Origin of the sequence: Burkholderia sp. BCC0506 (assembly GCF_902833145.1) — a bacterium.
In the GTDB taxonomy this organism is placed as follows: domain Bacteria; phylum Pseudomonadota; class Gammaproteobacteria; order Burkholderiales; family Burkholderiaceae; genus Burkholderia.
Window position 1 is genome coordinate 419,383 of the sequence record NZ_CADFEN010000005.1, and the last position, 14,874, is coordinate 434,256.

Here is a 14,874-nt window from a genome sequence, read left to right on the forward strand (position 1 = left end):
ATCCGGTAGGCAGGTCGAGTTCCGACAACGGACACGCACGCTTTCATGGCGATCCATGCTTCCCATCTGGCCGGTGTTTGTTACGACCGCCCCCTCAATTTCCTGAAGATGAGCGGCATTGCGTCAGCATCCAGCCCATCCATGTCAACCAGTCGCAGGGACTTCACCATGTCCAGCGTCGAACGCTTGTACTTCTTGAAATGCGGCGACTGGATATGTGCGTCGTACGCATCGTGGCTCGCATAAATTTCCACAATCTTGATGTGCGTCGGGCTGTCCTTTTGAGCCATCGGGAAAATGCACACTACCCCCGGCTCGACGCGCATCGACGCCTCGGCCTCCTCGTTCAAGATGCGCCGATATGCTTCGAGATGCTGATTGAATATCTCGATTTCGGAGATACGGACTAACATTTTCGGCTCCTGCGCATGGACGTTACCGTGCTGCCCCAACGGCAGTACCGCACACATCACGACGAGCGCGAAGAGGATAAGACGTCGGCACTCGATGAACGGGTCCTTCATATCTATTTTCGCGTTCGATGTTCGTCCAGCGGCGGTACGTTCAACCGCGGCGGCGAGTTCGCAAGCTACCGCCATTGAACGTACCGCCGCTCGCGACATTCAGTTCCGCGGCACTGAAATCGTCGGCGGATGTTCCGGAAGCGGTGGCACGATGCCATCCACCGGATGGGGGACATACGGCGCTTCGAGCGCGGCGATTTCGTCCTGCGTCAGCGAGAAGTCGAGCGCGCCGATGGCGGTTGCCAGATGCTCGGGCTTCGTTGCCCCGACGATCGGCGCGGTGATCGCCGGCTTCGTCAACAGCCACGCCAGTGCGACGTGCGCGCGCGGCACATGGTGCGCCTCGGCGATACGCGCGACGACGTCAACCACCTTCTGGTCCTGGATTTCAGCGTTCCGATACATTTGCAGCGCAAAGGCATCGTTCTGCGTGCGGCGCGTGGTTTCGCTCCAGTCGCGCGTCAGCCTGCCGCGCGCCATCGGGCTCCATGGAATGACCCCGACGCCCTGGTCGGCGCAAAGAGGCAACATTTCGCGTTCCTCCTCCCGATAGAGCAGGTTGTACTGCGGTTGCATGGAGATGAAGCGTGTCCAGCCGTTGCGTTCCGCGACGTGCTGCATTTTCGCGAAGCGCCATGCCTCCATCGACGATGCACCGACGTAGCGGGCTTTGCCTGACTTCACTATGTCGTGCAGCGCCTCCATCGTTTCCTCCACAGGCGTGCCGTGGTCGAAACGGTGGATCTGGTAGAGGTCGACGTAATCCATGCCGAGGCGGGTCAGACTGTCGTCGATCGACTGAAGCAGCGCTTTCCGCGAGAGAAACCCGGTATTGGGTGAATTGCGCCACGGAAAGAACGCCTTGGTGGCGACGACGACCTCTTCGCGCCGCGCCATGTCGTTGAGCGCTCGGCCCGTGATCTCCTCGGAGCTTCCGCCCGAATAGATATTGGCAGTGTCGAAGAAGTTGATGCCCGCCTCGAGCGCTTGCCGAAAAAACGGGCGGGAGGCTGCTTCATCGAGGGACCACGGCTGGGGCAGGCGGGCAGGCTCCCCATAGCTCATGCATCCCAGGCAAAGACGAGATACTTTCAGGCCCGTTCGGCCCAGATTGACATATTCCATGTTCACCTTCAAAGGTCTATGGTCACACAACGCCGATAGGCAGACTGCGGCAGGCCCGTGGTTGACGATTTATCCGGCGTCACCGCTACACGACAACCACGGACCGACACCGCGATAGACGCTGCCGAAGCAGTCAAGCGTCGCGCGACGCGAACAGCGACTCCCAGCCGACGAACGGGCCGAGCGGAATGATCTCCCAGTCGATCAGGCCGACCTTGGCCAGCGGAAACTCGGCGAGCGCCTGTCTCGCGGCATCGACCGAATCGCTTTCGGCAATGATGGCGACGCCCGGGCGGTCCTGACGGAACGAGATTTCGCGCACGAAGCCCGTTTTATACAGATGCCACGCATGGCGCACTTCTTCGAGAAGATGGGGCTGATAGGCGTCCGGGCTGGCCCCCGGCAGCGGGACGTCGAGACAAAGCAATTTCATCGTGCGGCTCCTGACATGAACTGGCTGGTCACGTGAGCGACGCGCTCGCCCAGATACGCAGCGGTATCGATATCGCTCTCGATGGGGGTGATGTCCGGTGATGCATCATCCGATTGCGCCATCGCGCCCAGCCATCCGCCGACACGATTCTTCTCCTGCGGCGACTTGCCCGGGAAGATATCGAGTCCGACCCAGATCATCCCGTGCTGGGCGGCAAACAGCGCCATCGTGACGAGGGAATTCAGCTTGTCGCCGTGCATGGCGCCCGAATTCGTGAAGCCTGCGGCAATCTTGTTCCGCCACGACTGGGGAATCCATGCGGGCCGCGTCGAGTCCTCCATCACCTTTTTGAGCCTCGCGCTGACGGTGCCGTTGTAGGTCGGCGAACCGAAGATGATCGCGTCGCTCGCGGCAAGTTTTTCCCAGGGCGTATCGCCATCTGCAACGGCGATCAACTGCGCTTCGGCACCCGGCACGCGGCGAACGCCGTCTGCAACGGCTTGGGCCTGTTTCGCGGTATGGCCATAGCCACTGTCATAGAGGATCGTGATGAGCATTGAAGACTCGCAAGCTTCGGACGGAGGGGCGATGTCCGCCATTGTCACCAGCGTCACTCATTACGAGAAGTTCTGGCAGGGTTGAACCACCCTCAACTGCAAGTTTAGAATCCGGCTGCGCGACGACAGGTCGGCGCGATGTCAGTCATGGAGGAAATGTGGATTCTTCGCAGCGTGTTCGAGCCATCATTTCTCTCGTCCAGGCCGTGGATGCGGGAAGTTTTGCGGCAGCGGCCCGACAATTGGGCGTCACGTCGGCTGCCGTGAGCAAGAACGTGGCGGGCCTCGAAAAAGCATTGGGTGTGCGGCTGATGAACCGGACGACCCGCACACTCAAACTCACAGAGGAAGGCGAGGCGTTTTTGCGCCACGCGCGCATCGCACTTGAAACACTGGATGCCGCGATCGATACGGTTTCCGCCCAGCGGGCCGTGCCGGCCGGGCGCGTGCGGATTTCGACGAGTGCCGCCTTCGGACATAACCACGTGCTTCCGGCGCTGCCCGCGCTGCTCGCTCGCTACCCGGCGCTGTCGGTCGAGGTCGATTTCGACGATCGGGTCATCGATATTGTCCGGGACGGCTACGACATTGCGGTAAGAGGCGGCAACATCCCCGATTCCGCGCTCGTGACTCGCCCCATTTGTCGCTTGAATACGGTACTGGTAGCGTCTCCCGACTATCTGGCGAACCATGGCGTGCCCGAGACGCCGGATGCGTTGCACGCGCACCGGCTCATTGCACGGCGATTCCTGAGCGGCCAGGTCGCGCCATGGAACTTCACGGGCGACGACAAAAGCATCACGACGATCGACCCCTCCGGCAAGGCAATGCTGACACTATCCGCACCGGAATCGCTGGTGCAAGCGGCGTGCGATAGCGTTGGCATCGCGGAGGTCGGGGTGCATCTTGCGTGGGATCGGTTGCGTTCCGGTGCGCTGAAGGTCATTCTCCACAGGTTTCACCATCCCGGAAGCTATGAGATGGTGATGCAGTATCCACACCGGGCGCTTGTCGCGCCACGAGTGCAAGTTACCGTGAAACATCTGCTGGAAGCGCTAACGGCGGATAGCAAATTGCATGTGCCTACGGATGCCTTGGATATCTATAGCGTGTAGCAGTTAGCCATCGTTCACGTCACCTCAGTGGTGCCGCGTGGAAACTGCGTGCGCAGCATCGCGACGACCGGAAGTATTCATCGGGCGACCGCTGAAGATCTACAAACCGACGTTGCACGTCCGATGCGGTGAAAGGCGACTCCGGGTCGGCCAGCGACGCCCACGAAAATTAACGAAGAACTCTTTTGCCTGCCGCGTACGTTTCCATCACGCATTCTTCAACGCGAGTTCCCTCCGCCCCCTTCCGGCGTCGCACCTTCCAGCCCCGCCAACAACTTCCCCAGCAGCTGCGACAACTGCGCCTGTTCCGCGGCCGACAACACGGCCAGCAACTCACGCTGGTTGTCGATGTGCGCGACAACCGCTTCGTCGATCAGCGTGCGCCCGGCATCCGTCAGCGCGACGAGCGTGCCGCGCCCGTCGGCCGGGTTTGGCCGGCGCTCGACCCACCCCGCCTTCTGCAGCCGATCGATGCGCGCGGTCATCCCGCCCGACGACATCATCAGTGCGTCGTACAGCGCGGTCGGCGTCAGCGCGTACGGCGCACCGCTGCGCCGCAGCGTCGCGAGCACGTCGAACTCGCCCGGCTGCATGCCGTAGCGCGCGAACAACGGATTGAGACGATCGCGCGCGATCACGAGCGCGGCTTCCTGCAGCCGCCCCATCACCACCATCGACGTTGCGTCGAGATCCGGACGCTCGGCGCGCCATTGCGCGAGCGCGTGCTCGGCTCGATCCATTAACCCTCCTCGGCTTGCCAGTTATCTTGACGTCGAGATAAATCAGCATTTATCTTGATGTCGAGATACTTTACCTGAAAAACGCGCGGCGCATCGCTGGCAGCCGCGCACCGATATCGAGGGCCTTGCGATGAAGCGCTTCACTTCCCCCGGATGGCGGCTCGCCGCGATCGTGCTCGTCGGGCTGAACCTGCGGCCGGCGCTCGCCGCGGTCGGCCCGCTGCTCGACATGATCCAGAGCGCGACCGGGATCGGCGACGGCGCGGCCAGCCTGCTGACGACGATCCCGATCCTGCTGATGGGGCTCGGCGCGCTAAGCGCGCGGCGCCTGCAGCGCATCACCGGGATCGCGGGCGGCGTGTGGCTCGGCGTCGCGTTGATCGGGTTGGCCTGCGCGTCGCGCGTCGGGGCGCAGCACGCATGGCTGCTGCTCGCGAGCGCGTGCTGCGCGGGCGTCGGGATCGCGATGGTGCAGGCGCTGTTGCCCGGCTTCGTGAAGGCGCATTTCGCGACGCGCATCGGCGGCGCGATGGGCGTCTATTCGACGTCGATCATGGGCGGCGCGGTGCTCGCGAGCGTCGTCGCGCCGTTCGCCGCGGCGCGCTGGGGCTGGCTTGCCGCGCTGGCGGGCTGGGCGTTGCCGGCGGCAGTCGCGGCACTGACCTGGCCGCTGGCGAGCCGCGGTGGCGACGCGCTTGCCGCCGGGCCGGCGTCGGTATCGAATGCACGGCCGTCGGGTTCGCCGCGCGCATGGCGGCTCGCGCTGTTCTTCGGCATCGCGACGGGCGCATACACGCTCGTGCTCGCATGGCTGCCGCCGTACTACATGCGGCTCGGCTGGTCGCCGACCGCGGCCGGCAGCCTGCTCGGCGGCGTGACGCTCGCGGAAGTCGTCGCGGGGCTGACGATTTCCGCGACGATCGACCGCGTGCCCGATCGCCGGCCGGCGCTCCATGCGGCGATCGCGTCGCTGTTCGTCGGGTTGCTGGCGATGCTGGCCGCGCCGGACGCGCTCGCGTTGCCGGCCGCCCTGCTGCTCGGCGCGGGAATCGGCGCGCTGTTTCCGCTGTCGCTGATCGTCACCGTCGACCATGCGACGACGCCGGCCGACGCCGCATCGCTGACGGGGTTCGTGCAAGGTGTTGGCTACCTGATCGCCGGCTTGTTTCCGTTCGCGGCCGGCATCGTGCGCCAGCGTCTCGCGGACCTGACGTCCGCGTGGATCGCGATGGCGTGCCTCTGTGCCGTGCTGTTCGCGCTCGCGGCCGGGTTTGCGCCGAAGCTGGCGCGGCACATGGCGCAAGCCTGAGCGACGCCGCGGGCCTGCGGCGCGAGCGCCGGTGCGCTCAGCCCGCGCTCGCGTAAAGCGTCGAATCCGCGAACCCTTCGGCGTCGAGCACGCGTCCGATCAGGATCAGCGCGGTGCGCTCGATCTGCGTACCCTGCACCTTGCCGACGATGTCGGCCAGCGTGCCCGTCACGCGTTCCTCGTCGGGCCAGCTCGCGCGATAGACCACCGCCACCGGGCAATCGGCACCGTAATGCGGCAACACTTCGTCGACGATGCGCGCGAGATGGCGCACGCCGAGATGGATCGCGAGCGTCGCGCGATGCGCGGCGAGCGCGCCGAGCGCCTCGCCTTCGGGCATCGTCGTCTTGCCCGCGAAGCGCGTGAGGATCACGGTCTGCGCGACGCCGGGCAGTGTCAGTTCGACGCCGAGCGTCGCCGCGCACGCGGCCGTGGCCGTCACGCCCGGCACGATTTCGTACGGAATCCCGAGTGCTTTCAGGCGGCGGATCTGCTCGCCGATCGCGCCGTACAGCGACGGGTCGCCAGAATGCACGCGCGCGACGTCCTGCCCTTTCGCGTGCGCGGCGGCAAGCAGCGCGACGATCGCATCGAGGTCGAGTTCGGCCGTGTTGACGACCTGCTCCGCGCGATGACCGTCGAGCACGGCGGCCGGCACGAGCGAGCCCGCGTACAGGATCACCGGGCACGTGCGCACGAGACGCTGCCCCTTCACCGTGATCAGCTCCGGGTCGCCGGGGCCCGCGCCGATGAAATACACCGTCATCGAAATTTCTCCGTCAATTCGTTGGATGATCGCTGCATCGCGTCAAGCGCGCGCGGCCGGATCGAGTGCATCGATGAGCGCCGCGACCGAGTCGAACGCGCGGTCGGCATCCGGCAGCGGCGGCCGGCGCAGCATCACGACCGGCAGCCTGCGTTCGCGTGCGACGTCGAGCTTGGCTTCGGTGGCGCCGCCGCCGCTGTTCTTGCTGACGACGACGTCGATGCCCGCCAGCGCGAACAGCGCGCGCTCGCCGTCGGGCGTGAACGGCCCGCGCGCGGCGACGACCTGCGCACGGGCGTTGCCGGGATGCGCATCGAGGCAGCGCACGAGCCAGAACTGGTGCGGCGGGATCGCATCGAGATGCGCGAGCGGTTCGCGGCCGAGCGTGAACAGCGGCCGCCGGAACGGCGCAAGCGCGGCCTCGATGCCCGCCCAGTCGTCGACCATCCGCCAGTCGTCGCCCGGTTGCGGCGTCCACGGCGCGCGGCGCAGCGCCCACAGCGGCACGCCCGCGTCGCGCGTTGCCGCCGCGGCATTCGCGCTGATTTGCGCGGCATACGGATGCGTTGCGTCGATCACGAGCCCGATGCGGGCGTCTCGAAGATAGGTTGTGAGCCCGGCTGCGCCGCCGAAACCGCCGACGCGCACGTCGCAGCGCAAGTCGTCAGGCGTCTTGCCGAGCCCGGCGAGGCTATAGACGTGGCGGGGGCCGAGCGCGCGCGCGATCTTCAGCGCATCGCCGGTGCCGCCGAGCAGCAGGATCCGCGGGCTCATCGCGCCTCCCCGACAAAGCGGCCCTGCCGGTCGATCGCGAACATCTCGACGGCGACCGACGGCGGCACGATGTCGCGCGCCACCCGCAGCGCGTGCGTGCAGACGAGATCGCCGAGCGGCACGCCGTCGGCCTGCGCGAGCTTCAACGCTTCCTGGCTCGTGTTCGCGGCGCGCATCGCGGCCTGCAACGCATCGCTCGCACCGGCCTCGGCCGCCCACTGCGCGAGCAGCGGCAGGTCGATGCTCGAATGGCGGCTGTGCAGGTCGAGATGGCCGGCCGCGAGCTTGCTCAGCTTGCCGAAGCCGCCGCACATCGACAGGCGGGCGACCGGCGCGCGCCGCAGGTGCTTGAGCACCGCGCCCGCGAAATCGCCCATCTCGATCAGCGCCATGTCGGGCAGATGGTAGTGCGCGCGCATCGCGTCCTCGCTCGCGTTGCCGGTGCAGGCGGCGATATGCGCGATGCCGTTCGCCCGCGCGACGTCGATGCCCTGATGAATCGACGCGATATAGGCCGAACACGAGAACGGCCGCACGATGCCGGTCGTGCCGAGGATCGACAGCCCGCCGACGATGCCCAGGCGCGGGTTCATCGTCTTCAGCGCGAGCGCCTCGCCGCCGTCGACGCCGATCGTCACGTCGAAGCCGCCCGCGTAGCCTTGTTCGGCGGCGAGCGCTTCCAGGTGGGTGGTCATCATCTGGCGCGGCACCGGGTTGATCGCCGGTTCGCCGACCGGCAGCGTCAGCCCCGCGCGCGTGACCGTGCCGACGCCCGGCCCGGCATGAAAGCGCACGCCGGGCGTCGCCGCGAGCGCGACGCGCGCGAAGATCAGCGCGCCGTGCGTGACGTCCGGATCGTCGCCGGCATCCTTGATCGTGCCGGCTTCGGCGCCGTCGGCGGTAGTTCGGCAGAATTCGAGCCGCATCATCACGCGCTGCCCCTTCGGCAGCACGATCTCGACCGCGTCGTCGGCCTGGCCCGCGAGCAGCAGCCGCGCGGCCGCGAGCGACGTCGCGGTCGCGCAGCTGCCGGTCGTGTAGCCGAAGCGCAGCGGCGCGGGCTGTTCGGGGGTTTCGTCGCGCATCACGCGTCCGTTGCGTTCGACGGATTCGACACGCCGGCCGCGTCCGCGGCGTCTGCCATGTCGGGCTTGCGCACGTCGTACAGCGTGACCGGCAGCGGCTGCCGCCACGTGTCGAAGCGGCCGAGCGGCTCCGCGTGCGCGAGCGATACGCGCGTGAGCGTGCCGCCATGCGCATCGCGCCACGCGGCCAGCGCCATCTCGCCTTGCAGCGTGACCGCGTTCGCGACCAGCCGGCCGCCGGGTTTCAGCGACGCCCAGCATGCGTCGAGCACGCCGGATGCCGTCGCGCCGCCGCCGACGAAGATCGCGTCGGGCGCGGCAAGCCCCGCAAGCGCATCCGGCGCACGGCCCGCGACGAGCTGCAGGCCCGGCACGCCGAGCGTATCGCGGTTGTGTTCGATGAAGCGCTGCCGTTCCGCATGCGCCTCGATCGCGATCGCCTGGCAGGATGGATGCGCGCGCATCCATTCGATGCCGATCGAGCCGCTGCCGGCGCCGACGTCCCACAGCAGTTCGCCGGGTGCGGGCGCGAGGCGCCCGAGCGTCATCGCGCGCAGGTCGCGCTTGGTGAGCTGGCCGTCGTGGCGGTACGCATCGTCGGGCAAACCGGGCGTGAGCGCGCGGCGCGGCGCGTCGGGGCCTGCGCGGCAGTCGAGCGCGACGAGATTGAGCGCGGCGGTTTCGCCGACGTTCCAGTCTTGCGCGAGGCCGTCGATACGCCGCTCGAGCGGGCCGCCGAGGTGCTCGAACACGCTGACGCGTGTCGGCCCGAAGCCGCGAGCGGCGAGTTCGGCCGCGACGGCGGCCGGCGTGCGGCCGTCGGCGCTCAGCACGAACAGGCGCCGGCCCGGCAGCAGGTGGCGGGCCAGCGTCGCGAGCGGACGCCCGACGAGCGACACCGCGCCGACGTCCTGCAGCGCCCAGCCGAGGCGGGCGGCCGCGAGCGACAGCGACGACGGCGCGGGCAGCACGCGCCATTCGTCGGGAGAAAGCTGGCGCGCGAGCGTCGCGCCGACGCCGAACAGCATCGGGTCGCCGCTCGCGAGCACGCACACGGGCGCGCCGCGGCGCGCGAGCAGCCCCGACAGGTCGAACGGCGACGGCCATGCTTCGCGCGTCGCGCGCAGCCGCGCGGGCAGCATGTCGAGATGCCTCGGCGCGCCGACCACGTGCGTCGCATCGAGCAGCGCGCGCCGCGCGGGGCGCCCGAGCCCCGCGTAACCGTCGTCGCCGATGCCCACTACCGTCAGCCACGCCGTCATGCACCCTTCCCCATCGTTCGATTTCATCGTGTCGCCGCGCGGCCGTGAAAGCAGCCGGCGCCGCCGTCCGCATTGCAAAAAACGGCATGGTACCGTGTTCCACCCCGGGTTTCATCTGCCGGCCCGCCCACGCCCGACCGTAGCCCGTTGCGCGCGCCGCGAACGGCCAACCGGTCGCGAATCGCGGCAGAAATCGGGTATCCTACGGCCGTTCGTTCGCCGGTGCCCTTCGGGGCCGAAGAGGGAACACAGGGCGCGCCGCGCGCCGCTGTGGCTGCCCCCGCAACTGTAGACAGCGAGCCGATCTCCTCCTCATGCCACTGGTTTCACCGGGAAGGCCGGGAGCCGGCGCCGACCTGTCAGCCAGGAGACCTGCCGGCCAGAAAGTGCGTGTGTGCCAGTCGGCGTCGGGCGGGGTGTACCGATGCGTTGGCCGCGGCGCCACACTGTTCCGGTATCCCGTTGAATTCCGCCCCCGATTCGATTCCAGCGTCGCCCGTCGTGCGCCCATCGGCCTGCCCGGGGCTCGTGCGCGTGGTCGCGGCCGCCGACGGCGGACTGTGCCGGATCAAGCTGCCGGGCGGCCGCCTCGACGCGCGCCAGGCGCGCGCGATCGCGGCCGCCGCGCGCCTGTACGGGTCCGGCGCGATCGATGCGACCAATCGCGCGAATCTTCAACTGCGCGGCATTCGCGACGGCGCGACCGATGCGCTGACGCACGCGTTGCTCGACGCGCGGCTCGGCCCGCGCGCAAACGCGGGCAATACTGCTGCCGATGCGGCTGCACTCGCGGCGAGCGACGACGTCCGCAACGTGATGCTGAGCCCGCTCGCCGGACACGACCCTACCGCGCTCGTCGACAGCCACGCACTCGCCGTGCCGCTGCTCGACATGCTGGCGAGCGAGCCGCGCCGCGGCGAACTGTCGCCGAAATTCTCGATCCTGCTCGACGGCGGCGAAGCGGTCGCGGCGCTCGATCATCCGCACGACATCTGGCTCGCCGCATGGCGCCGTGGCGACGGTGCGGTACGTCTGGCGGCGGGGCTGGCCGGCTGCCCGCCGGTTGCGTCCGGCGACCGGCCCGCGTCGGTCGACGTGTCGCCCGATCAGGGTGTCGCAGTGGTTCGCGCGCTGCTGCTCGCGTTCCTCGATCTCGCGCCGACCGACGTCACGCGCATGCGTGCGTTGCTCGCCACGTGCGACGAACGCACGCTGCTCGAGCGCGCCGGGCACTACCTGCCCTTCCCGCTCGCGGCCGATCCTGCGCTTGCCGACTGGCGGCGCAGGCGAACCGATCCCGTCTTGCGTTTCGGCGCGGTACCGTCGCGCGACCCGGCGCGCTGCAGCGTCGGCGCGCAATTCGCGCTCGGGCGGCTCGGCGCGGCGCAACTGGAGCGGCTCGCCGCGCTGGCCGACGCCGACGGCGACGGCACGCTGTCGATGACGCCGTGGCAAGGCGTGTTCATGCACGGCGTGCCGAACGAGCGCGCGGCTGCGATGCGCAACGCGCTCGCGTCGCTCGGCCTCGTGTGCGCGGCGTCCGACCCGCTGGCGACGCTCGTTGCCTGCACCGGCAGCACGGGCTGCGCGAAAGCGCACGCCGACACGAAACACGACGCGCGCGCGCTCGCCGCGTGCCTCGGCCATCCGCTCGACGTACATCTGACCGGATGCGCGCGCCACTGCGCGCTGCCGCACCCCGCGGCGCATACGCTCGTCGCGGTGGCGCCCGCGCATTACGACCTTTACCGGCGCGACGCGGCCGCGGGCCTCGGCGCCCCGCTCGCGCGCCATCTGACGATTGACCAGGCCGCGCTCCGACTCATGGGCACGCGGCACAGCCAGGACACCACCGATGCTTGACTACATCCGCGACGGGCAGGAAATCTACCGCCAGTCGTTCGCGACGATCCGCACCGAGGCCGACCTGTCGCAGATCCCGCCCGATCTCGAGAAACTCGCGGTGCGCGTGATCCACGCGTGCGGGATGGTCGACGTCGTGTACGACCTGCGCTTCTCGCCCGGCGCCGGCACGGCCGGCCGCACGGCGCTCGCGGCCGGCGCGCCGATCCTGTGCGACGCGAGGATGGTCGCCGAAGGCATCACGCGCGCGCGGCTGCCCGCGGCCAACCGCGTGATCTGCACGCTCGGCGAGCCGGAAGTGCCCGACATCGCGCGACAGCTCGGCAACACGCGTTCGGCCGCCGCGCTCGAACTGTGGCGCCCGCATCTCGCGGGCAGCGTGGTCGTGATCGGCAATGCGCCGACCGCGCTGTTCCACCTGCTCGACATGATCGACGCCGGCGCGCCGCGCCCCGCGCTGATCCTCGGGTTCCCGGTCGGCTTCATCGGCGCGGCCGAATCGAAAGCGATGCTCGATGCCGACAGCCGCGGCGTGCCGTACGTCGCGCTGCTCGGCCGGCGCGGCGGCAGCGCGATGGCCGCCGCCGCGGTCAATGCGCTTGCATCGGAGGTCGAATGACGAGCGTGCGCGGACGGCTGTTCGGTGTCGGCGTCGGCCCGGGCGACCCCGAACTGATGACGATCAAGGCGCTGCGCGTGCTGCAGGCGGCGCCCGTGGTCGCGTATTTCGTCGCGAAGGGCAAGAAAGGCAACGCGTACGGCATCGTCGAAGCGCACCTGCTCGACGGGCAGACGCAACTGCCGCTCGTCTACCCGGTGACGACCGAGGCGTTGCCGCCGCCGCTCTGCTACGAGACGGTGATCGCCGATTTCTACGACACCGCGGCCGAGATCGTCGCGGCGCACCTCGATGCGGGCCGCGACGTCGCGGTGATCTGCGAAGGCGATCCGTTCTTCTACGGCTCGTACATGTACCTGCACGACCGCCTCGCGCCGCGTTACGACACCGAGGTGATCCCCGGCGTGTGCGCGATGCTCGGCGGCACGGCCGTGCTCGGCCAGCCGCTCGTCTATCGCAACCAGAGCCTGTCGGTGCTGTCGGGCGTGCTGCCCGAGCACGAACTGCGCGAACGGCTCGCGCGGGCCGACGCGGCCGTCGTGATGAAGCTCGGCCGCAATTTCGACAAGGTGCGACGCGTGCTCGGCTCACTTGGGCTCGCGAAGCGCGCGCGGTACGTCGAGCGCGCGACGATGGCGAACCAGCGCATCGTGCCGCTCGACGAGGTCGATCCGATGGCGTCGCCGTATTTCTCGCTGCTCGTCGTGCCGGGGGAAAAATGGCAAGGATGACGACTGCGCCCGCGATCGTGATCCTCGGCGCGGGCGCGCTCGATACCGCGCGGCGCATCCAGGCGCGTTACCCGGGCGCGCGCGTGCACGGTCTTGCGTCGCGCGTCGACGCCGACGTGCCGTTCGACGAACTCGGCGCGCACCTGGGCGAGCTCTATGCGCGCGGCTCGCCGATCGTCGCGCTGTGCGCGGCCGGCATCGTGATCCGCTGCCTCGCGCCCGCGCTCGCCGACAAGGGCGTCGAGCCGCCGGTGCTCGCGGTCGCGGAAGACGGCTCGGCCGTCGTGCCGCTGCTCGGCGGGCTGACCGGCGTCAACGCGATCGCGCGCGAAATCGCCGAATGCGTCGGCGTCGCGCCGGCGATCACGACGAGCGGCGAGCTGCGCTTCGGCGCGTGCGTGCTCAATCCGCCGGAAGGCTATGCGCTCGCCGATCTCGCGCAGGGCAAGCGCTTCGTGTCCGACCTGCTCGCGGGCGCGTCGACGCGTATCGACGGCGCCGCGCCGTGGCTCGACGAGGTCGCGCTACCGCGCGACGCCGCGGCAGCGCACGCGATTCGCGTGACACCCGATGCGTGGCGCGGCGCGCGCGACGAACTCGTGATCCATCCGCGCAGCGTCGTGGTCGGCGTCGCCGCGGATGCCGTGCATGCCGACGAAGCGCTCGACGAGCGCATCGCAGCCGCGCTCGACGTCCAGGGCCTCGCGCGGCTGGCGCTCGCGGCCATCGTTGCGCCGGCATCGGCGATCGGCGAAGCCGCGCTGGAACAGGCGGCGAGCACGCTCGACGTGCCGCTGCGTTTCGTCGATGACGATGACGATGGCGACCACGACGCGCCCGTCGACGCCGCCACGCTGCTCGACCGCGCATTGCGCGTTACCCACACGATCCGTGCGGCCTCGCACGGTCTCGCATGCGCAGTGGCATCGCATCCGGTCGACCCGGCCACGCTCGGCCGCGCACGCGGCCGCCTGACGGTACTCGGGCTCGGCCCGGGCGGCGCTGCCTGGCTCACGCCGGCCGCGCGCGCGGCACTCGCGGACGCGACCGACATCCTCGGCTATACGACCTACGTGAACATGGCCGGCCCGTTTCGGGCGGACCAGCGCGTGCACGGCACCGACAATCGAGAGGAAATGCAGCGCGCGCGCCATGCGTTCGAACTGGCGGCGGAGGGCCGGCGCGTCGCGGTCGTGTCGTCGGGCGACCCCGGCGTGTTCGCGATGGCTGCCGCCGTGCTCGAAGCGCTCGATGAAGCCCGCGACCCGCAATGGGCCGCGGTCGACCTGCGCGTGGAGCCCGGCATCTCGGCATCGCTCGCCACGGCCGCGCAGGCCGGCGCGCCGCTCGGCCACGATTTCTGCGCGATCTCGCTGTCGGACAACCTGAAGCCGTGGGACGTGATCGAGACGCGTCTGCAACACGCGGCGCAAGCCGATCTCGTGATGGCGTTCTACAACCCGATTTCGCGCGCGCGGCCGTGGCAGCTCGACCGCGCGCTCGACATCGTGCGCGCGCATCGCGCGGCCGACACGGTGGTCGTGCTCGGCCGCGACATCGGCCGGCCGGGCGCGACGCTCGCGACGACGACGCTCGGCGCGCTGCGCAGCGACCAGGTCGACATGCGCACGATGGTGATCGTCGGCTCGTCGACGACGCGGCGCTTCGCGATCGGCAACGCTCGCGAATGGGTCTATACGCCGCGCTGGTATCGCTGAACGCCGCGGCGCGCTTGCCGAATCCGGCTGCGCTCGCGTGAATGCCGATGCGCGCGGGCCGGCATTCGGCAGGCCCGCGCGTCGCCGGTTCGCTGGAACCGGTTCATGCGCAGGTCGTTGCGCACGCAACCGGAAAAAATGCCCGCCTCGCGTTTCGAAACGCGACCGAATCGGCAAGATCGTTACGTATCGGGAATCGAATAATAAAAAGAAGAACACCTAAATTCCCTATTCGACGCGAATCCTCCAAGAT

General features: G+C 68.9%; 15 protein-coding genes and 1 riboswitch. Of the genes, 6 read left to right on the plus strand and 9 right to left on the minus strand.

Annotated elements, in window-relative coordinates:
- Positions 1 to 80: 80 nt before the first annotated feature.
- The 4 genes from HWX62_RS14385 to HWX62_RS14400 all read right to left on the minus strand — a co-directional run bounded on the left by HWX62_RS14385 (position 81) and on the right by HWX62_RS14400 (position 2,639).
- Positions 81 to 524, minus strand: coding sequence for an antibiotic biosynthesis monooxygenase (locus tag HWX62_RS14385; protein ID WP_223297006.1), 444 nt, complete (start codon positions 522 to 524; stop codon positions 81 to 83).
- Between the two features lie 99 nt (positions 525 to 623).
- Entirely contained in the window at positions 624 to 1,649 is a 1,026-nt protein-coding gene (locus tag HWX62_RS14390) for an aldo/keto reductase (protein ID WP_175929178.1), read from the minus strand.
- Positions 1,650 to 1,782: 133 nt separating this feature from the next.
- Complete coding sequence (locus HWX62_RS14395; RefSeq protein ID WP_006498287.1) at positions 1,783 to 2,082, minus strand: hypothetical protein; 300 nt, start codon at positions 2,080 to 2,082, stop codon at positions 1,783 to 1,785.
- A complete protein-coding gene (locus HWX62_RS14400; protein ID WP_006485396.1) occupies positions 2,079 to 2,639 on the minus strand; it encodes a flavodoxin family protein in 561 nt (186 codons plus the stop codon). The genes HWX62_RS14395 and HWX62_RS14400 overlap by 4 nt, the downstream gene beginning before the upstream one ends.
- 158 nt (positions 2,640 to 2,797) lie before the next feature.
- On the opposite strand from HWX62_RS14400, the gene HWX62_RS14405 reads away from it, so the two are divergent.
- A complete protein-coding gene (locus HWX62_RS14405) occupies positions 2,798 to 3,754 on the plus strand; it encodes a LysR family transcriptional regulator (protein WP_035975584.1) in 957 nt (318 codons plus the stop codon).
- A 218-nt stretch (positions 3,755 to 3,972) separates the two neighbouring features.
- Here the strand turns inward: HWX62_RS14405 and HWX62_RS14410 are convergent, their stop codons facing one another.
- Positions 3,973 to 4,494: a MarR family transcriptional regulator gene (locus HWX62_RS14410; RefSeq protein ID WP_175929179.1), complete on the minus strand. Its 522-nt coding sequence runs from the start codon at positions 4,492 to 4,494 to the stop codon at positions 3,973 to 3,975.
- 130 nt (positions 4,495 to 4,624) lie between these two features.
- Here HWX62_RS14410 and HWX62_RS14415 point away from each other — a divergent pair, with 130 nt between their 5' ends.
- Complete coding sequence (locus HWX62_RS14415; RefSeq protein ID WP_175929180.1) at positions 4,625 to 5,803, plus strand: MFS transporter; 1,179 nt, start codon at positions 4,625 to 4,627, stop codon at positions 5,801 to 5,803.
- 37 nt (positions 5,804 to 5,840) lie between these two features.
- Here the strand turns inward: HWX62_RS14415 and cobM are convergent, their stop codons facing one another.
- From cobM to cbiE, 4 genes are read right to left on the minus strand one after another with little or no spacing between them, the layout of a single operon-like run.
- Positions 5,841 to 6,569 carry a precorrin-4 C(11)-methyltransferase gene (cobM, locus tag HWX62_RS14420; RefSeq protein WP_175929181.1) on the minus strand — a complete coding sequence of 243 codons (729 nt, stop codon included), beginning with the start codon at positions 6,567 to 6,569 and terminating at the stop codon, positions 5,841 to 5,843.
- Positions 6,570 to 6,611: 42 nt separating this feature from the next.
- On the minus strand, positions 6,612 to 7,343 hold the full coding sequence (locus HWX62_RS14425) for a cobalt-precorrin-6A reductase (protein WP_175929182.1): 732 nt from the start codon (positions 7,341 to 7,343) through the stop codon (positions 6,612 to 6,614).
- Complete coding sequence (locus HWX62_RS14430) at positions 7,340 to 8,428, minus strand: cobalt-precorrin-5B (C(1))-methyltransferase (protein WP_175929183.1); 1,089 nt, start codon at positions 8,426 to 8,428, stop codon at positions 7,340 to 7,342. The genes HWX62_RS14425 and HWX62_RS14430 overlap by 4 nt, the downstream gene beginning before the upstream one ends.
- Positions 8,428 to 9,690: a precorrin-6y C5,15-methyltransferase (decarboxylating) subunit CbiE gene (cbiE, locus tag HWX62_RS14435; RefSeq protein ID WP_175929290.1), complete on the minus strand. Its 1,263-nt coding sequence runs from the start codon at positions 9,688 to 9,690 to the stop codon at positions 8,428 to 8,430. Before cbiE ends, HWX62_RS14430 begins: the two co-directional genes overlap by 1 nt.
- Before the next feature lie 203 nt (positions 9,691 to 9,893).
- A riboswitch (cobalamin riboswitch) is annotated at positions 9,894 to 10,085 on the plus strand.
- A 67-nt stretch (positions 10,086 to 10,152) separates the two neighbouring features.
- On the opposite strand from cbiE, the gene cobG reads away from it, so the two are divergent.
- The 4 genes from cobG to cobJ are packed head-to-tail and all read left to right on the plus strand — an operon-like array spanning position 10,153 to position 14,621.
- Positions 10,153 to 11,553 carry a precorrin-3B synthase gene (gene cobG / locus HWX62_RS14440; RefSeq protein WP_244136040.1) on the plus strand — a complete coding sequence of 467 codons (1,401 nt, stop codon included), beginning with the start codon at positions 10,153 to 10,155 and terminating at the stop codon, positions 11,551 to 11,553.
- On the plus strand, positions 11,546 to 12,172 hold the full coding sequence (locus tag HWX62_RS14445) for a precorrin-8X methylmutase (protein ID WP_175929185.1): 627 nt from the start codon (positions 11,546 to 11,548) through the stop codon (positions 12,170 to 12,172). Before cobG ends, HWX62_RS14445 begins: the two co-directional genes overlap by 8 nt.
- A complete protein-coding gene (locus tag HWX62_RS14450) occupies positions 12,169 to 12,903 on the plus strand; it encodes a precorrin-2 C(20)-methyltransferase (protein ID WP_175929186.1) in 735 nt (244 codons plus the stop codon). The genes HWX62_RS14445 and HWX62_RS14450 overlap by 4 nt, the downstream gene beginning before the upstream one ends.
- Positions 12,900 to 14,621: a precorrin-3B C(17)-methyltransferase gene (cobJ, locus tag HWX62_RS14455; protein WP_175929187.1), complete on the plus strand. Its 1,722-nt coding sequence runs from the start codon at positions 12,900 to 12,902 to the stop codon at positions 14,619 to 14,621. The genes HWX62_RS14450 and cobJ overlap by 4 nt, the downstream gene beginning before the upstream one ends.
- Positions 14,622 to 14,874: the final 253 nt, after the last annotated feature.

Coding starts and splice junctions, on each gene's coding strand:
- HWX62_RS14385 (WP_223297006.1), bottom strand. CDS start 524: ATGAAGGACCCGTTCATCGAGTGCCGACGTCTTATCCTCTTCGCGCTC.
- HWX62_RS14390 (WP_175929178.1), bottom strand. CDS start 1,649: ATGGAATATGTCAATCTGGGCCGAACGGGCCTGAAAGTATCTCGTCTT.
- HWX62_RS14395 (WP_006498287.1), bottom strand. CDS start 2,082: ATGAAATTGCTTTGTCTCGACGTCCCGCTGCCGGGGGCCAGCCCGGAC.
- HWX62_RS14400 (WP_006485396.1), bottom strand. CDS start 2,639: ATGCTCATCACGATCCTCTATGACAGTGGCTATGGCCATACCGCGAAA.
- HWX62_RS14410 (WP_175929179.1), bottom strand. CDS start 4,494: ATGGATCGAGCCGAGCACGCGCTCGCGCAATGGCGCGCCGAGCGTCCG.
- HWX62_RS14415 (WP_175929180.1), top strand. CDS start 4,625: ATGAAGCGCTTCACTTCCCCCGGATGGCGGCTCGCCGCGATCGTGCTC.
- cobM (WP_175929181.1), bottom strand. CDS start 6,569: ATGACGGTGTATTTCATCGGCGCGGGCCCCGGCGACCCGGAGCTGATC.
- HWX62_RS14425 (WP_175929182.1), bottom strand. CDS start 7,343: ATGAGCCCGCGGATCCTGCTGCTCGGCGGCACCGGCGATGCGCTGAAG.
- HWX62_RS14430 (WP_175929183.1), bottom strand. CDS start 8,428: ATGCGCGACGAAACCCCCGAACAGCCCGCGCCGCTGCGCTTCGGCTAC.
- cbiE (WP_175929290.1), bottom strand. CDS start 9,690: ATGACGGCGTGGCTGACGGTAGTGGGCATCGGCGACGACGGTTACGCG.
- HWX62_RS14445 (WP_175929185.1), top strand. CDS start 11,546: ATGCTTGACTACATCCGCGACGGGCAGGAAATCTACCGCCAGTCGTTC.
- HWX62_RS14450 (WP_175929186.1), top strand. CDS start 12,169: ATGACGAGCGTGCGCGGACGGCTGTTCGGTGTCGGCGTCGGCCCGGGC.
- cobJ (WP_175929187.1), top strand. CDS start 12,900: ATGACGACTGCGCCCGCGATCGTGATCCTCGGCGCGGGCGCGCTCGAT.